Raw genomic sequence first — 15,815 nt, 5'->3', positions numbered from 1 at the left:
CACCGGAGCGGGGCAGACCGCTTTTCCCGAGGGTGCCCCGATCGGCCCTTCACACGGGCCGCGGCCGCGCGGAACGCTGGAGGGTGAGCAGAACCCTTCTGCCGGGACAGCCGCTCCGTCACCGTGCGTGACATCGCGGAGAAGGGACGAGCGTCGTGTCACACGTGACGACCACGGATCTGTACGAGGTGTCGATGGCCCTCTCCTATCTGCGGGAGGGACTGACCGAGGACGCCACGTTCAGCCTCTTCGTACGCGGGCTGCCTGAGGGCCGCGGTTTCCTGGTGAGCGCGGGGCTGGAGCCGGTTCTCGACTTCCTGAGCGGTTTTCGCGTCACCCCGGACGACGCGGAGGACTTCGCCGCGGCTCTCGGCTGCCCGCCCGACGATGTGCGACCGCTGATCGGCCTCGGCTTCGACGGGGAGGTCCGTGCCGTGCCGGAAGGTAGGACGGTCCTGTCCGGGGAGCCGCTGCTGGAAGTCACCGCGCCCCTGCCCCAGGCACAACTCGTGGAGACCTGGCTGCTGAATCAGATCAGCCATCAGACGGCCGTCGCTTCCAAGGCGGCACGATGCGTGCTCGCGTCGGCCGAGCACCCCGTCATCGATTTCTCTCTGCGCCGCGCGCACGGGCAGGACGCCGGGATGCAGGCGGCCAGAGTGGGGACGATGGTCGGCTTCGCCGGCACGAGCAACGTCGCCGCGGCCCTCCGCTGGAAGACCCGGGCCTCCGGCACCATGGCGCACTCGTACATCGAGGCCTTCGGCGACGAGGAGGCAGCGTTCACGGCGTTCGCGCGAGGCCGTCCCGGTCCGGTCACCTTCCTGGTCGACACCTACGACACGGCCGAAGGCGTCGTGACCGCCGCTCGGGTCCTGAACGCCCTGCGGCGGGGCCCGGGCTCGGCGATCCGGCTCGACAGCGGTGATCTCGCTGACCTGGCCCGGCAGTCACGCGACATCCTGGACGGTGCGGGACTGTCGGATGTCGCCATCATCGCCAGTGGTGGTCTCGACGAGTACCGCATCGACCACCTGGTCCGTTGCGGCGCGCCCATCGACATCTATGCCGTCGGGACCAAGGTCGGGACCTCGGCCGACGCCCCGTACCTCGATACGGCGTACAAGTTGGTGGAGTACGCCGGCCGGCCGGCGATGAAGCTCTCCGCCTCCAAGGTGACCGCGCCCGGACGTAAGCAGGTTCTCCGCTCCCCGGAGGCGGCGGATGTGATCGCGCTGGCGGACGAAGAGGTGCCCGAGGGACGGGAGCCGCTGCTGGTCCCGGTCATGTCCGCAGGGCGCCGCACCGGTGCCCCCGACACCCTGGCCGCGGCACACGAACGGTTCGTGGCCGATCTGGCCGCCCTCCCCCGGTCCGCACGCAGCATCGACGAACCGGAACCGCCCGTGCCCGCCGTGTCCGCTCGCCTCTCGAACCTGACCTCCGACGTCCGCCTCCGGCTGGAGGAGGGCGTCGGGAAACGGAGAGCGGCCTGGGCGCAGGGGGGCACATGAGCCTCTACGGAACTCCGCAGGAGGCCGAACCGCTGCGGCATCTCCGCGGCACCCCCTCCACCACTGCGAGGCGATCACCATGACGGGCAATGTCACAGCAGGACTGAACGGAACGCCGGAGAGTTTCGCAGCCGTGCGATGGGCCGCGCGTGAGGCCTGGCTCAGACAGTTGCCCCTCCGGATCATTCACGTACGGGAGTGGCCCCTCACACCTGAGGTACCGGTCCCGCCGCAGCAGTCCGAGGAGGACCAGGCGCTGCTCGAGAAGGCGGCTCGGACGGCCGGGCTGGACCGGCCGGGCCTGGAGATCACCACGGACAACCTGTCCGGCGACAACCCCACTCGGACGCTCATGGCCGAGGTCGACGCACCCGGGAGGGTGGAGCTGCTGGTGCTCGGCTCACGGGGGCTGAACGCCTTGGCCGGCTTCCTCGTCGGTTCCACCTCGCTGCCGGTCGTCGCTGCTTCCGAACGGCCGGTCGTGCTCGTCCGCAGCGAGGACCCCGCCGACGCGGTGGACGAGGGCGCCGCTCCCGGGAGCGAGGAACTGGTCCTCGGTGTCGACCTGAAGGAAACAGGGGCCGACGAGGGGCTGCTGGCGTTCGGTTTCACCGAAGCGGCCCGGAGGAACAGCCGCCTCCGGGTGGTGCACGCGTGGTCCCTGCCGGCGATGTACTCGTACGCCCAGACCGCCGATCCGGGGCTGGGGGACGAACTCCAAGGCCACATCACGGACACGTTGGAACGCACCGTCGCGCCGTGGAGGGAGCGCTTCCCAGATGTGACGGTCCAGGCCAGGGCCGTGGTCGGGACACCGGGCGCGGAACTGGTGTACGCGTCGCCCGGCGCCGGGCTGCTGATCGTCGGCCGTCGTCGGCGCAGGCATCCGATGGGTCCCCGGCTCGGACACGTGGCGCACGCGGTGATCCATCATGCCGCCTGCCCCGTCGCCGTGGTGCCTCACGTATGACAACCGGTCGGGAAGGAACACCGATGCCGACTCGACATGCCGATGTCGCGGCAGTGAGCGCGTGGATCGGCGACGCCACCATGGCACCGTCCATGCACAACGCCCAGCCCTGGCGGTTCAGGTACTCACCGGCCGTGAACGTGCTGGATGTGCGTATGGACCCGACACGCTCCATGCCCCGCACAGACCCCGCCGACCGCGGCATGCACATCAGTTGCGGCGCCGCGCTGTTCAACCTCCGCGTGGCCGCCGCACACGCGGGATGGTCGGCGCGCGTCCGGTTGCTGCCCGATCCCGCCGATTACGGTCTGGCCGCGACCGCGGTGTTCACCGAGCACGACGGGCCGGACACCCTTTCGACGCTGTACCCGGCGATCGTCCGCCGGCACAGCAGTCGCGAGCCCTTCACCGACGAGTCGGTCCCCGAGGCCCTCCTCGACGGTCTGCGGGGTGCGGCGCGGTCCGAGGGCGCGAGCATGTCCGTCCTGAGTGACTGGCAGGTCGACGCGGTGCTCGACGTCGTCGAGGAGGCCGAGCAGAACGAGTCGCTCTCTCCTGACGTCAGGGACGAGATCGCTCGATGGACAGGAGCCGGAGCCGATGACTCCGCCGGGATACCCGGTTATGCCTTCGGGCCGCACCGCCACGACGGCAGGGCGCCGGTACGGGACTTCGCCGTGGGACGCCCGGACCCCGGCCGTGCGTCGGCGGTGTTCGAGCGGTATCCCTGCCTCGCGGTGCTCGGAACGTCCGCCGACCGCCCTCAGGACTGGCTGCTCGCCGGCCAGGCCCTGGAGCGTGTGCTTCTGCAGGCGACCCTGGACGGGTTGTCCACCTCGCTCAACTCGCAGGCCGTCGAGAACACGGAGCTGCGCTGGCTGTTGCGGGATCCGGGCGCGCCCGCGACGTCGGCGTTCCCTCAGATGCTGCTCCGGCTGGGATACGGCCCTCTCGTGCCCCCGACACCTCGTCGAGCGGTGAGCGACGTACTCGACATCGAGCGGCAGGCAGCGTCCTGAGACCGGCCGCGCGGCTGAGGCGACGCCGCCTCCGAGGGCCCGGCACCGCAGACCCGGCCGGCACGACGCCGTATCCGGGGCCCGGCACCGGCGCCCCGGCCGGGACGACACCGTCTCCACTGGCGCGGCGCCCGGAGCCCGGGCAGTGTGGACGAGCGGGGACCCCCGAGAAGCGGTGAGGCGGTCATGGACAGCAGCAGGGAAACCACCCCTCGTGTCGTAGTCGGCGTCGACGGCTCCGTCCCCTCCCAGGAGGCCCTCCGCTGGGCGGCGGACCATGCCCAGCTCACCGGCGCGGTAGTCGAGGCCGTGTGCGCCTGGGACACCCCCTCCGAGATCGGGTGGGCCGGGCCGGCCACGGAAGCCGGCTTCGACCTGGAGCGCGCACGTCTCCGCTTCGCCGAGGGGATCCGCGCGGTATTCGGCGACGTACAGCCTGCCGAGGTGCGCGAAATGCTGGTGCAGGGCGACCCGTCGGAGGTCCTGGTCAAGGCTTCGGAAGGAGCGGAACTTCTTGTCGTCGGCAACCGGGGGCGTGGCGGCTTCGCGCGGGCCATGCTGGGATCAGTGAGCCAGCGTTGCGCTCAGCACGCCAGGTGTCCCGTCGTGGTCGTCCGAGCCAAGGCCACTTGAGCCCACTGATCCGGCCGGTCGCCGCAGGCCCGAGCCTCGGCAGCAGGGCCGCCGCGGGCCCGGTCGGCGGAAGCGGGCGACCGCCGTGGGTCAGGTCAAGGCGTCGTCGCCGTCGTAGGACCGCTGAGGTGGCACTGTGCGTCCACCACACCCTCCACCGCTCCGGCGAGCCGCTCGGCGACGGGAATCAGCGCGGCGTCACGGACGGATCCGGTGATCACGACACGTCCTTCGGTCACCTCGACCCGGATGTCCCCGTGCGAGATGGGGAACAGGCGGTCGACGACCTCATGGCGCACCTCTTCCGCGAGCTCCTCGTCCGTCCGCAGGAACACCTTGAGCAGATCCGCCCGGCTCACGATTCCTTTGAGGACTCCGTTTCCGTCAACGACCGGAAGCCGCTTGATCCCGTGGTGGGCCATGAGCCGGGCGGCTTCGGGGAGGGGGGCGTCCGCCGGAACGGTGACGGCGGGAGACGACATGAGGTCGCGGGCGGTCACGGCTCCTGCCTTCGCGTAGTCCGCCAGGCGCTCCCGCTGGCCGATCATGGTGGCGTCCGTGTCCCGGAGTTCCTCCTTGGCCAGCAGGTCCGCTTCGGACACCACCCCCACCACCCTGCCCTCGCCCTCCAGTACGGGCACAGCGGTGACCTGCCACTGGTCGATGGCGGTGACGATCTCCTTGAATCGGGCGTCAAGTCCCACCGCGACGACCGTTTTCGTCATCACATCGTCCACACGGTGGGGAGACCGGCGGTTCATGGCATTGTTCCTTCCGAAGCGCTCTCGCTTTCGGGAACGACGGCTACGGGGCAGGCCGCGTGATGCAGGACCGTGTGGGCGACCCTGCCGAGTTGCATGCCGAACTGACGGTGCCGCCGGTGCGCTCCGACGACCAACAGGTCGGCCACCGCCGAACGGCTGGTGAGGACCTTCCGCGCGGGCCCCTCCGTGACGACTCGCCGCACCGGCACTCCCGGGTGAGCGGCCACAGCCGCGGCCAAGGCCGCGTCGAGCAGTTCGGAGGCCTGCGCCTCGTGGTACTGGGCGGAGTCGTCGGCCAGGAGCGGATGGTCCGCCGTGTCGTGGGACGGACAGCGCCACGCACGCACCACGTCCAGCTCGCACCGCCTCAGCAGCGCCTCGGCGAAGGCGAATCGCACGGCCGCCGAATCGATGTCGGTGTCTCCGACACCGAGCAGGATCCGTCCGTGTGCCCCGTCCAGTCCGGCCTTGTCACCGCGCACGACGACGGCGGGTACACGGGCTCTCGCCGCGACTGCGAGACTCACCGATCCCAGCAACAGATCGGCGAACTCGCTTCGCCCTCGTGAGCCGGTGACCAGGGCGAAGGCCTCCTCGCCCTCTCTCAGCAGCGCGTCCACGGCGTCCTCGTGCGGGACGTCGGTCGTGACGCGCAGGTCCGGCGTGCGAAGGCGTATGCGTTCCACCGTGGCGCCAAGGATGTTCTCGGCCATCACCTGTCCGTCGGGACGCGAGAGCCGGGCCGCGAGCGCGGCACCCTCGTAGCGCTGCCACAAGGACGCGTACACCAGACGCAGGGGCAGTCCGTGGCGCGTCGCTTCGTCCGCCGCCCACTCAGCGGCACGGATGCTGGGCTCGCTCCCGTCCACACCGACAACCAGAGGGGGAGATGCCATGGTCCTCACGTCCCTGTCCGCGCATACCTTCCACTCCTGCCACGGTCCCATCGGCACCGCGGCCGGTCACAGGGCCGACCGGACCCCAGGGGTGCCCGGGCGGCCCTCCGCCGCCGTCCGGGCGCCGGCTGCGGCCGGCGTCGAAGATGTCGGCGGAGTCACCGGTCGGGCCGGTCGTGGGCCGATCCCGGAGCAACTGGGGCGGTCCATGTCAGTCTGGTGCCACCGCCGTCCGGGGCACCGATGTCCAGGCCGCCCCCTGCTGCCCGGGCACGTTCGCGGAGATTGTCCAGCCCGCTGAACACCGCGCCCACCGGAATGCCCACACCGTCGTCGGTGACCGTCAGCGTGAGCCGTTCGGACGTGACGCTCAGGTCCACGTCGATCGAGCCGGCCCTCGCGTACCGCGCGGCGTTGCTCAGCGCCTCCACGAGTACGGCCACCACGTGGTCGGCGAGAGGTGCCGGAACGCGGGTCTCGACGAGCCCTTCGATCCGCAGACCCGGTGCGAAGCCCAGAGACACCGTGGGTGCCTCGACGGCTTGCGCGATTCTGCTGCGCAGGCCCGGCGGGGCGGCGCCGCCCGTCTCGTGCGTGCGGAGTCCGAAGATGGTGGAACGAATGATCTTGATGGTCGTGTCCAGATCGTCCACCGCCCTGCGGAGCCGTTGCTCCGCCTGCGGATGCGTCACGAACCGCTGAGCGCCCTGCAGCGTCATTCCGGTGGCGAACAGTCGTTGGATCGCCAGGTCGTGCAGGTCACGGGCGATGCGGTCCCGGTCCTCCAGGACGGCCGTCTGTTCCGCGTTCTTCCGGCGCTCAGCCAGTTCCATGGCCAGCGAGGCCTGGCGTGCGAACGCCGTCAGCGGCTCCGACTCCTCAACGGAGAAGGGTGTGCTGCCCTTCTTGCGGGCCAGCAGCAGCACGCCTCGGACAGCGGCTCCCGACCCGATGGCGACCGCCACCGCCGGGCCGAAGCCGGCCCAACGCGCGACCTCGTCCCGGCTGCGCGGATCGTTCTCGATGTCGGTGGTCTCCGACGCCCCCGCACGTGTGAAGGAGGTACCGAGGTAGCCGGCACCCATGGGCACGAACGACCCGTGATGTCTTTCCGCCTCGGCACCGGTGGCCAGCGCGATCCGCAGTTTGCCCGCGCCCTCGACGGGAATCGCGATCAGCCCCAGGTCCGCGGACACGTTCGCGCGGGCGCGCCTGAGGATCAGGGCCATCACCTCGGCCCGGGGGCAGTCCGACAGCAGGCTGTTCGTGACTTCGGAGCCCGCGGCCAGCCAGCGTTCACGGCGGCAGGACTCCTCGTAGAGTCGAGAGTTCTCGATGGCGATGCCCGCGGCTACGGCCAGAGTGAGCAGCAACGACTCGTCCTCCGCGTCGAACTCCCGGGCACCGCGCTTCTGCGTGAGGTAGAGGTTGCCGAAGACCTGCCCTCGCACGCGGATCGGGACGCCCAGGAAGGAATGCATCTGCGGGTGATGCGGCGGGAGGCCGTACGACGACGGGTGCTCGGCCAGTTCGGCCAGCCGGAGCGGTTCCGGGTGGCGGATCAGTTCTCCGAGGAGGCCGTGCCCCACGGGCAGCGCGCCTATCGCCGCCCATTGCTCGTCGTCCACGCCCACCGGGATGAACTCCGAGAGGCGGTGGTCCTCACCAACCACACCGAGGGCGCCGTATTCGGCGTCGACGAGGACGGTGGCCTCCTGGACTATGCGGTGCAGTACTTGCGAAAGCTCGAGTTCACGGCCTACGGACAGGACCGCCTCGAGGAGGCTGTGGATCTGGTCCTGGGAGACGCGGGCGGCATCCAGGCGGGCCTGGAGCCGGCTCAGCAGCTCATGTGTCCGCGACTCGGCGTGTGTCGACGAGTCGGCGCCCGGATCGCCTTCACTCACGACGGCCACCCTTCTGTGACGCCGGCGGACGAACTGCCTCGCCTACCACCGTATGACCGGCAGCGGGAAGCCGCGCCTTCCCGCGCGGACCGGAAGGCAGGGGCAGAGGCAGAGGCAGAGGCAGGAAGGAACCGTGCCTCCCGGCGTGCCGAGCCGAACGGGCTCCGCGGAGGGATACTGGCCGTGCAACGGGTTCACGTGGCGCGTCGTCGTGCCACGACGGGTACAGGGGCAGCAATGACAGACGAACGGGCCGGTGTCGCTGGAGAGGGGCTCACCCGGGTCTTCGTGCTGGACGACCATGAGGTGGTGCGCTGCGGACTGCGTGACCTGCTCGACTCCGAGCCGGATCTCACCGTGGTGGGTGAGGCGGAGACGGCGCAACAGGCCGTCGCCCGGGGTCCGGCGCTTCGGCCCGATGTCGCCGTACTCGACGTCCGGCTGCCGGACGGCGACGGGATAACCGTCTGCAGGGAGCTGCGTTCGCGCATGCCTGATCTCGCCTGCCTCATGCTGACGTCGTTCGACGAGGAGGAGGCCCTGCTCGACTCGATCATGGCGGGCGCCGCGGGCTACGTGCTCAAGGAGATCAAGGGAGTGGATCTCGTGGCGGCCGTGCGAACGGTGGCAACCGGGCAGTCGATGCTGGACCCGACGACCACGGCACACCTCATGCGCTCGCTGCGTTCCCCCGCCTCGTCGAACCCGGAAGGCGACGAACGGCTGTCGGTGCTGTCCGACCGGGAACGCGCGGTCCTGGACCTCATCGGTGAAGGGCTCACCAACCGGCAGATCAGCAAGAGGCTCTACCTCTCCGAGAAGACGGTGAAGAACCACATCTCGCGTCTGCTGGCGAAGCTGGGCGTGGAGCGCAGGGTGCAGGCCGCGGTCATCGCCACACAGGCGCACGACCGCGAGCAGTCGGAACGCTGATTCCGCTTCCCGGGTTCGCCGCCGGGGCCGTCATCCCGGCCGAGCAGCGCTGCTTCAGGCAGCCTGGGCGGGCAGTGAGACGGCGGCGTGCGAGGACGCGCCGAGTACCACCTTCAGCGCACCTGTGCGGGCAGCACCGGAGAAGACGTCGTACGCCTCTTCCATCTGTGGAAGCGTGAAGCGGTGCGTGACCAGTGCGGGTGCCGCGGGGAGTCGGCCGGCTGCCATCATCTCCAGCAGCAGCGGAGTGGAGCGGGTGTCCACCAGGCCGGTCGTGATGGTCACGTCCTTCGACCAGAGGCTCTCCAGGTGAAGTGCCGCCGGTTCGCCGTGCACGCCCACATTGGCGACCCTGCCGACGGGTCGCACCATCCGCATGCACTGCTCGAAGGTCTCGGGGACCCCGACCGCTTCGACGACCACGTCCGCACCCAGACCGTTCGTCAGGTCGTGGACCAGAAGCTCGGGGTCCTCGTCGGCCCCGGCGGTGACGTCCGCGCCCACGGCGCGCGCGGCCTCCAGCCGCGACTGTGCGACGTCGACCGCGATGATTCTGCGCGGGGTGTACAGGTGTGCGGTCGCGATGGTCGCGAGCCCGATGGGCCCCGCCCCGACGACAACGACCGTGTCGCCCGGTCCCACGCGCCCGCTCAGCACGCCCACCTCGTACGCCGTCGGGAATATGTCCGCGAGCAGGACGGCGTCCTCGCTGCTCACGGCGTGGGGAAGTGGATGGACGGAGAGGTCGGCGAAGGGCACGCGGACGTATTCGGCCTGTGTGCCGTCGATCAGGTGCCCCAGAATCCAGCCGCCTCCGCCCAGGCACTGCCCGAAGCGGTTCTCACGGCAGAAGCGACAGCGGCCACAGGCGCTGATGCAGGAGACCAGCACCCGGTCGCCCGGCCGTACGCTCCGCACGTCGCCTCCTGTCTCCACCACCTCGCCCACCGCCTCGTGCCCGAGGACGGTGCCCGGGGTCACCTCAGGCACGTCTCCCTTCAGGATGTGCAGATCCGTTCCGCAGATGGTGACCGCGTCGACACGGATCACCGCGTCGCCGGCGTCCTGGATACCGGGGTCGGGGACGTCCTGCCAGGACTTCTGCCCCTCGCCGTGGAAAACCAGTGCCTTCATGACCTCGTCCCTCTCCGCTGCTCGAAGCGCCTGTCACCAGACTCGCAACGGGGAGGTCGCGACGCTTGGGCCGGTCGGCACCCGACCGGGACCACCCTGTCCCCGGCGCACGCGACCGGGGTGCCATCGCGGTCGCGTGCGGACGGGCCGTGGCCGAACAGGCGGGTGGGGCCTCGTGGCCCGTGTTCCCGCAACCGGTCACATGACGCCGGGTACAGCAGTCAGCCGCGGCCTCCCGGCCCTGGAACGGGTCCGCACGGCCCTTCCCCCGCCCGGTCCGATTGCCGACAGTAGGGGTGACCGGGCCGCCGAGGTGCGGGCTCCCGGGGCACGCACTGGTCCCGGACAGCTGAGCCGGTTCGGCAGAGGGCGAGGAGGCCCTTCATGAACCAGAGCATCGCCGTCGGTCTGGACGGATCCGCCGAGAGCGCCGCTGCGGCTCACTGGGCCGCGCGGGAGGCGATCCTCCGGGAACGGCCCCTCCTTCTCGTCCACTGCGAGGAGGGGCCGTCTCCCGTCGGCTTCCGCGTCGGCGAAACCGAGGCACGTGAGCGGTGGGCCGAGGCGCTCCTTGTGGATGCCTCGGACGCACTGCGCGGGGCTCATCCGCACCTGCGGGTCAGCACGATGGCGGTCGACGGTCCGCCGGACGTCGCGCTCACCGAAGTGGCCCCCACATCCGAGATGCTCGTCCTGGGGTCGCGGGGACTGGGAACCGTCTCCGGTCACGTCCTCGGTTCCGTCGGCCTGGCGGTGCTTCGCGGGTCGGAGCGGCCCGTCGTACTCGTACGCGGGACGGAAGAGGCGGAGCGCGAGACGCGGGGTCACGGTGCGTACGGTCCGGTCGTCGTCGGAATCGACACCGACCGGCCGAGCGACGCCCTCCTCGCATTCGCCTTCGAGGAGGCGGCTCAGCGCGCATGCCCGCTGTGTGTGCTGCACAGTGCAGCGACTCCCCCGCTGTACGGCTCCGGGATGGCGTATGAACCCGCGGTCACGGAGCAGCTCACACGCAAGGTGGAGGCGAAGCTGAACGACCTGATGGCGCCCTGGCAGCAGAGGTGGCCGACCGTCGGTGTCGACGTGCGGGCGACGATCGGCCGAGCGGCGGACCAGATCCTGGAGAGCGGAGCCGGCGCGGGCCTCGTCGTCGTCGGACGACGCATCCGCAGGTCCTCGGTGGGCGCGCACATCGGACCTGTCACCCACAACGTCCTCCGCCACGCCTCTTCCCCCGTCGCGGTCGTAGCCCACCACTGACCGCTTCACGGCCAACGGCGATCTGGACTCGACCACGTCAACGCGCCTGTTCCAGCCTCGCGGACCTGACCGTGAAAACGGATGCCCCCGCGCAACGGCGAAGCCTTCCATGCGAGTGAACTCGGCCAAGATCACCGTGTCCCCCCGGGAGTTTTTCGCGTGCTTGCCATGGCTTCGCCAATCGTTGCGCCCGGCTGCACCGTGCGCACCTGAGCAGGCAACTCGTCGCCCGGTAGCGCGAGATCGGGAGGTGGCGGCATCGACGGCACCCCTGCCGCTGTCGACTCCGGCGGAAAGTCCTTCATGACCACGAAAGGTCCGTTCTCGGACTCGCGCACGAAGCCCCTGCCGAGACGGCCGCCGCCGGTCGGAAACCCGTCCACCAGGGGCGTCATCCGCCGGGGATCAGTAACCGTTGCCGGTGTCACTCGTCGGCTTGGTGGTGATCTGTTTTCCTTCGGGACTGACGACGTACCACTTGGCACCGAACGCGTCGACGGCCTGCCCGTTGGTCTCGCCGGCCTTCTGATCCTCGTCGAACCGGTACAGCGGGTGACCGTTGTAGGTCACCTGCTTCTTCCCGTCGCCGCGGGTCGTCGTCTTCAGCAGGTTCGACTTGACCCCGCTGCCCGCGGTGGGCGCTGCCTTGATGAGCAGCGGCGGCCACGCCTTGGGACAGGCGTCGGCACAGTTGGACTTGTTCTTGGTGTCCTTGTCGAAGACGTAGAGCGTCATGCCCTTGTCATCCACGAGTGACTTGCCGTACGTGCCGTCCTTGACGGAGACGGTCGTGGTGGGGGAACTGGACGGAGCAGCGGGCACATCGACCTGTCGGCCGCCGTTCTGGACACCCCTGTCCGTACCTCCGGAACTGCCGCTGCCGGACCCGTCGTCGGAGCATCCGGCTGCCGTGGCCGCCATCAGCACTGTGGAGGCCAGCGCTGCGGCTGCCTTGGTGTGGAGTCTCATCAGGGAGTCCTCTGTCCTCGGCCACCCGGGCGGGGCCACCAGCCCAGTGGACAGCGGGCCCCGGGAACCGGCCACCTGGGCGCGGCCGTCCGGTGCCGTCCCCGACGCCCACAGTGCCCGGCACGGGGGCAGCTCGGAACCGGAGGGCAGGTGCCGCACGGTGGTCAGCCCATTCCCCCACCGTCATCATTCGCAGGCTGCGGACGGGCTTCTGGGTGTGGCCGATGCTCAGAGAACGACGTAGAGGCACCCTCGTACCGGCGGGGGGACGCAGCAAGGCACTCGATACGGGAAGCGCCAAGCGGCACATCACTTCAGGTCAGCGCACCCGCCCTCGCGGTTTCAGCGCCACCGGCGGCAGTGCGGGAGCAGACAGCCGACCGCCGTCGTAGCCGTGCACCTCGCCGAAGCGGGAGCCGTCCGCCCACGCCTGCCGGGCCTCCTCGACCTCCTCGTGCGACCGTCCGATGAAGTTCCACCACATATCACGGAATTGCCGTTTCTCCCCAGGTCAGGGGGCTCAGGCACCATCGCTGGTCAGCAAGAGGTCAGCATTGGACGCAAGGGAGCTTTCACGAGATGGCAGCACGCACACTCGCTCACGGCATGGGGTCCTTCTTCAAGGAGTGCGAGCACCCACGGCATCGCTGGTCAAAGTGCCTCCACCCATACAAGATTCGCTATCGCAGCTCGACAGGAAAGCAAGCGGAGGAGGGAGGCTTCGCCACTCAGGACCAAGCGATCTCGCGGTTGACAGAAATCTACAAGGAGAAAAAGGCTCGGCCCTCCTCACAGGCAAGGGCTGACCGCATCCAGAAGTACGGATCCATGCGCTTCCAGGAATACGCCACCGAATGGATGGCAGGGCAGCGGCACCTCGCAGCAGCTTCTGTCCGCCACCTCGAGTCACTCCTGGAGCACCACATCCTGCCGGCACTCGGCAGCCGACGGATGAACAGCTTCGACCACAAGGTGGTCGATGGCTTCATCCGGACCATGGAGAAGGCACACGCGGGTCTGGCCACTCAGGCAAACGCCTTCGACAAGCTGCGGGCGATACTCCTGGATGCGCATCAACTCGGCCTCTACGCAGAGAGCCCACTCACCGGCGTCAAGCCTCCGCAGTACGATCCGTCCCGCGCAGTCATCCCTTCCCTGCCCCAGCTCCGATCCCTGCGTGAAGCCGGAGACGACGCGTTCAAGTTGATCGTCGACCTGATGAGCGGCTGCGGACTCCGCAATGGTGAAGCCGCAGCCATCAACCTCAACAACCTCGTCGCGGACGACGTCTACCGCGTCAAGGAGCAGGTCGTCATGTCGACAGGGAAGTACGGGCCTTTGAAGCACCGAAAGGCGTGGCAGTATCGCGACGTACCGCTGCCCTCCAGCGTCAGGGTAACGATCGAGGAATACGCGGAGAAGCGTGGCTCGATCGACGGCTATCTGCTTCGCCGACCGACGGACCCCACGCAGCCGTACCCTCATTGGGGTGTGTCGAACCAGTGGAGTCGGCTGAAGACCGCAGGCGCGGCGGACATACCGGAGGGGATGGTGCTGTATGGACTGCGCCATTTCTTCGCTTCGAACTGCCTCAGCCACGGGATTCCAATCACAGACGTCGCCGACTGGATGGGCCACAGGAACCTCGATGTCACCTTCAAGATCTACCGCCATCTAATGCCCGGCTCCATCGGACAGGCGGCCAAGATACTGGACATGGCCCTAGTTGCATAACACTCGATCAGGGGCGGGGCATCTGACACGATGCCCCGCCCCTGATGACGCTCAGCCGACGTACTGCTGACTGACCCACTTCTGGATGTCACTGATCTTGAACTGCAGCTTGGCGTTACGACCACTGCCGAACTTGTACGCCACCAACCCATGACGAGGTGCGTCACGGTAGAGCCAAGTCAATGACACGTTGAGATATTCGGCGGTCTGTTTGGCATTCAGGAAATGCGCAGCCATGGTGACCACTCCTCGGATAGACATGGCAGTGATCCTCCCGACGGTTCCCGTTTTGGCCATGCCCCCAGTCAATGATATGAACAACTCGCGATCAGTGAGCTGTTTGCAACCTGCAGACGTTGAGCGCAAGTTGGGCAGCCCTGCGCGGAAGCGGACCGAAACTACAGATCCTCAAATGGCTGGCGCAACAGAGGGTCCGTTGCACCTCATTCAAACTCGATGTCCAAGCCGCCCCATAGCCAACGAAGACGAAGGTCACAGAGGTATCCGCGGCGCCGATGAGTTGTACGCGGAGTACAAGGAGCCCCTGTACGCCGCTCCCCGCTGCTCCAGCGGATGGTGGACGCGGGCCGGCTGGGCCACAGGACGGGGTCGGGCTTCTACCCGTACGGCTGACCGTCCTACGGGCGGGCCCGGCGTTCACGCCGGGCCCGCCGGGCACGTTGCTCGAGGTCAGGACCGTGTGTGGCCCCCAAGAGCCTCGTCTTCTACTGCCGACCCGACGCCGTGCCGGAGCGCTATGGAGCGACGGCGCGGATGCGCGGGCCCGATGCCCTGGGCCTTTCAGCGCTGTCACAGCCTTCCGTGCTTGTACTGCGAAAACTCCCTCGGATGTCCCTCCGACAGAGCTGAAAGTCCCTGAAAAGTCCCTGTCGACTCGGCCCCCGGACTACGCATTACGAGACCGAAAGCGACTAGGTTGCGGGGTGCCGTCTCCCGCTGCGTACTGACCTTCTTCCTGATCAGAGCACGTGCGGTTGGGCGGCCTGTGCTGCACCGCCCAAAGGCGTCTGTTCACCGGTTGTCCACCGGTGGAGCTGCCAGCGACCCACCGGGGCGACTCAGTTGAGCTGGCTGCGCCGCGTCACCCCATTCCAGGCGACGAGCACCGGTGGCTATCGGACCTCTACAAAGTGTTCCACCGTCATTGTTGAGTACCCTGCCCACCTCTAGCCTCGACATTCACCGTGAACAGGGTGATCGCAGGTTAATCCGGGCGGAGCTGCGCGGTTAGAGCATTAATCGTGAACCGTAGCGCCGCTGAACCATTCGCGTGCCACTGCTTCACTTCGAGGGCTAAGCGGAGTCACGAAGACGACGGCGAGACGACTGATAGCTCGGGAACAGCAGACGTAGAAGAGATTGCGGGAGCGGGTGGCCCGTTCTTTGCGGTGGTCGTCTCCCGTGAGCATGCGGTCGACGTTGAACTGGTTCCACGCGCTGTCGTCGATCATGACCACGACGTTCTCGTACTCGTCACCCTTAACCCCATGCTGGGTGGAGAAGGGAGTGAGCTCGTTGCGGTATTGGGTGAGCCGGACGACCTCCTGGTAATTGACGGCGCGCAGGCTGGCCGCGAAGTCGGCGTCTCTCTGAGCACGTTCATCGAGGCCCTCCGCGCCGATGGTGCGTTCGATGGACTTCACCCTGCCCGGCGGAGCGATCAGCTTGGCGCGGGTAACAACGTCGAGGACGTCGCCTACGGTTCCGGTGGCCCGGACTGCGGTGATCTTCTGGAGTATGCCGTTGATCTTCGCTTTGTCCGAGTGCTTGCGGATGGTGAGGGGCCCTGTGCCGAGGAGGGTGGTGAGGTGGGCGTACTCCTTAGCTTCATAGGCGGCGCAGAGAGCCTCGATGGCCTTCATGAACTGGGCGTAGGGCTCAGTTCCCTCCAGAAGGTCGTCCCTCCCATGACTTCCACGTTTGCTGTAAAGCTGGAGAAGGTTGGAATAGCCATGGGCCGCTGCGATGAGCTGAACCGGGTTTCGTAGCGGCCCTGAAGCCGGGCATGATTGATCCGGCAGATGGGAAGCACAGGTCTGATGCCTGCACCCCGGAAGTATC

Annotated in this window: 13 protein-coding genes and 3 pseudogenes; 8 read left to right on the top strand and 8 right to left on the bottom strand. The window is 68.4% G+C overall.

The features are described from left to right. Nucleotides 1-155 precede the first annotated feature (155 nt). The 4 genes from ABZ441_RS22655 to ABZ441_RS22640 all read left to right on the top strand — a co-directional run bounded on the left by ABZ441_RS22655 (nucleotide 156) and on the right by ABZ441_RS22640 (nucleotide 4,136). Complete coding sequence (locus tag ABZ441_RS22655) at nucleotides 156-1,514, top strand: nicotinate phosphoribosyltransferase (RefSeq protein WP_358977141.1); 1,359 nt, start codon at nucleotides 156-158, stop codon at nucleotides 1,512-1,514. Nucleotides 1,515-1,593: 79 nt separating this feature from the next. After that, entirely contained in the window at nucleotides 1,594-2,484 is an 891-nt protein-coding gene (locus ABZ441_RS22650) for a universal stress protein (RefSeq protein ID WP_358977138.1), read from the top strand. A gap of 23 nt (nucleotides 2,485-2,507) precedes the next feature. Further along, entirely contained in the window at nucleotides 2,508-3,503 is a 996-nt protein-coding gene (locus ABZ441_RS22645; protein ID WP_358977136.1) for a nitroreductase, read from the top strand. 186 nt (nucleotides 3,504-3,689) lie between these two features. After that, entirely contained in the window at nucleotides 3,690-4,136 is a 447-nt protein-coding gene (locus ABZ441_RS22640; RefSeq protein WP_358977133.1) for a universal stress protein, read from the top strand. A gap of 95 nt (nucleotides 4,137-4,231) precedes the next feature. Here the strand turns inward: ABZ441_RS22640 and ABZ441_RS22635 are convergent, their stop codons facing one another. The 3 genes from ABZ441_RS22635 to ABZ441_RS22625 form a co-directional block, all read right to left on the bottom strand. After that, entirely contained in the window at nucleotides 4,232-4,897 is a 666-nt protein-coding gene (locus ABZ441_RS22635) for a CBS domain-containing protein (RefSeq protein ID WP_358977129.1), read from the bottom strand. Next, entirely contained in the window at nucleotides 4,894-5,796 is a 903-nt protein-coding gene (locus tag ABZ441_RS22630) for a universal stress protein (RefSeq protein ID WP_358977126.1), read from the bottom strand. Before ABZ441_RS22630 ends, ABZ441_RS22635 begins: the two co-directional genes overlap by 4 nt. A gap of 158 nt (nucleotides 5,797-5,954) precedes the next feature. Then, nucleotides 5,955-7,703: a GAF domain-containing sensor histidine kinase gene (locus tag ABZ441_RS22625; protein ID WP_358977123.1), complete on the bottom strand. Its 1,749-nt coding sequence runs from the start codon at nucleotides 7,701-7,703 to the stop codon at nucleotides 5,955-5,957. Nucleotides 7,704-7,940: 237 nt separating this feature from the next. On the opposite strand from ABZ441_RS22625, the gene ABZ441_RS22620 reads away from it, so the two are divergent. Continuing rightward, nucleotides 7,941-8,636 carry a response regulator transcription factor gene (locus tag ABZ441_RS22620; protein WP_358977120.1) on the top strand — a complete coding sequence of 232 codons (696 nt, stop codon included), beginning with the start codon at nucleotides 7,941-7,943 and terminating at the stop codon, nucleotides 8,634-8,636. Nucleotides 8,637-8,690: 54 nt separating this feature from the next. Here ABZ441_RS22620 and ABZ441_RS22615 read toward each other — a convergent pair whose 3' ends face one another. Then, nucleotides 8,691-9,770 carry an alcohol dehydrogenase catalytic domain-containing protein gene (locus ABZ441_RS22615; protein WP_358977117.1) on the bottom strand — a complete coding sequence of 360 codons (1,080 nt, stop codon included), beginning with the start codon at nucleotides 9,768-9,770 and terminating at the stop codon, nucleotides 8,691-8,693. Between the two features lie 384 nt (nucleotides 9,771-10,154). On the opposite strand from ABZ441_RS22615, the gene ABZ441_RS22610 reads away from it, so the two are divergent. Then, nucleotides 10,155-11,030 (top strand): universal stress protein, encoded by an 876-nt coding sequence (locus ABZ441_RS22610; protein WP_358977114.1) that lies wholly within the window; start codon nucleotides 10,155-10,157, stop codon nucleotides 11,028-11,030. A gap of 405 nt (nucleotides 11,031-11,435) precedes the next feature. On the opposite strand, the gene ABZ441_RS22605 is transcribed toward ABZ441_RS22610, so the two are convergent. Together ABZ441_RS22605 and ABZ441_RS22600 are read right to left on the bottom strand one after the other, a co-directional pair. Then, the gene (locus tag ABZ441_RS22605) at nucleotides 11,436-11,999 is read right to left on the bottom strand and encodes a hypothetical protein (RefSeq protein ID WP_358977111.1); all 564 of its coding nucleotides are present in this window, start codon (nucleotides 11,997-11,999) and stop codon (nucleotides 11,436-11,438) included. A gap of 319 nt (nucleotides 12,000-12,318) precedes the next feature. Next, nucleotides 12,319-12,483 (bottom strand): annotated as a pseudogene (locus tag ABZ441_RS22600) (pirin family protein); the annotation flags it as partial. A gap of 95 nt (nucleotides 12,484-12,578) precedes the next feature. Between ABZ441_RS22600 and ABZ441_RS22595 the strand changes: the two are divergent. Continuing rightward, nucleotides 12,579-13,733, top strand: a complete 1,155-nt coding sequence (locus tag ABZ441_RS22595) for a site-specific integrase (RefSeq protein ID WP_358977109.1) — start codon at nucleotides 12,579-12,581, stop codon at nucleotides 13,731-13,733. Between the two features lie 51 nt (nucleotides 13,734-13,784). On the opposite strand, the gene ABZ441_RS22590 is transcribed toward ABZ441_RS22595, so the two are convergent. Next, complete coding sequence (locus ABZ441_RS22590; protein WP_358977106.1) at nucleotides 13,785-13,970, bottom strand: helix-turn-helix domain-containing protein; 186 nt, start codon at nucleotides 13,968-13,970, stop codon at nucleotides 13,785-13,787. 274 nt (nucleotides 13,971-14,244) lie between these two features. Between ABZ441_RS22590 and ABZ441_RS22585 the strand changes: the two are divergent. After that, nucleotides 14,245-14,366 (top strand): annotated as a pseudogene (locus ABZ441_RS22585) (3-hydroxyacyl-CoA dehydrogenase family protein); the annotation flags it as partial. 623 nt (nucleotides 14,367-14,989) lie between these two features. Here ABZ441_RS22585 and ABZ441_RS22580 read toward each other — a convergent pair. After that, nucleotides 14,990-15,815 (bottom strand): annotated as a pseudogene (locus ABZ441_RS22580) (hypothetical protein); the annotation flags it as partial.

Origin of the sequence: Streptomyces sp. NPDC005752 (genome assembly GCF_040630715.1) — a bacterium.
Taxonomy (GTDB): domain Bacteria; phylum Actinomycetota; class Actinomycetes; order Streptomycetales; family Streptomycetaceae; genus Streptomyces.
This window is presented reverse-complemented; position numbering and strand designations above follow the sequence as displayed.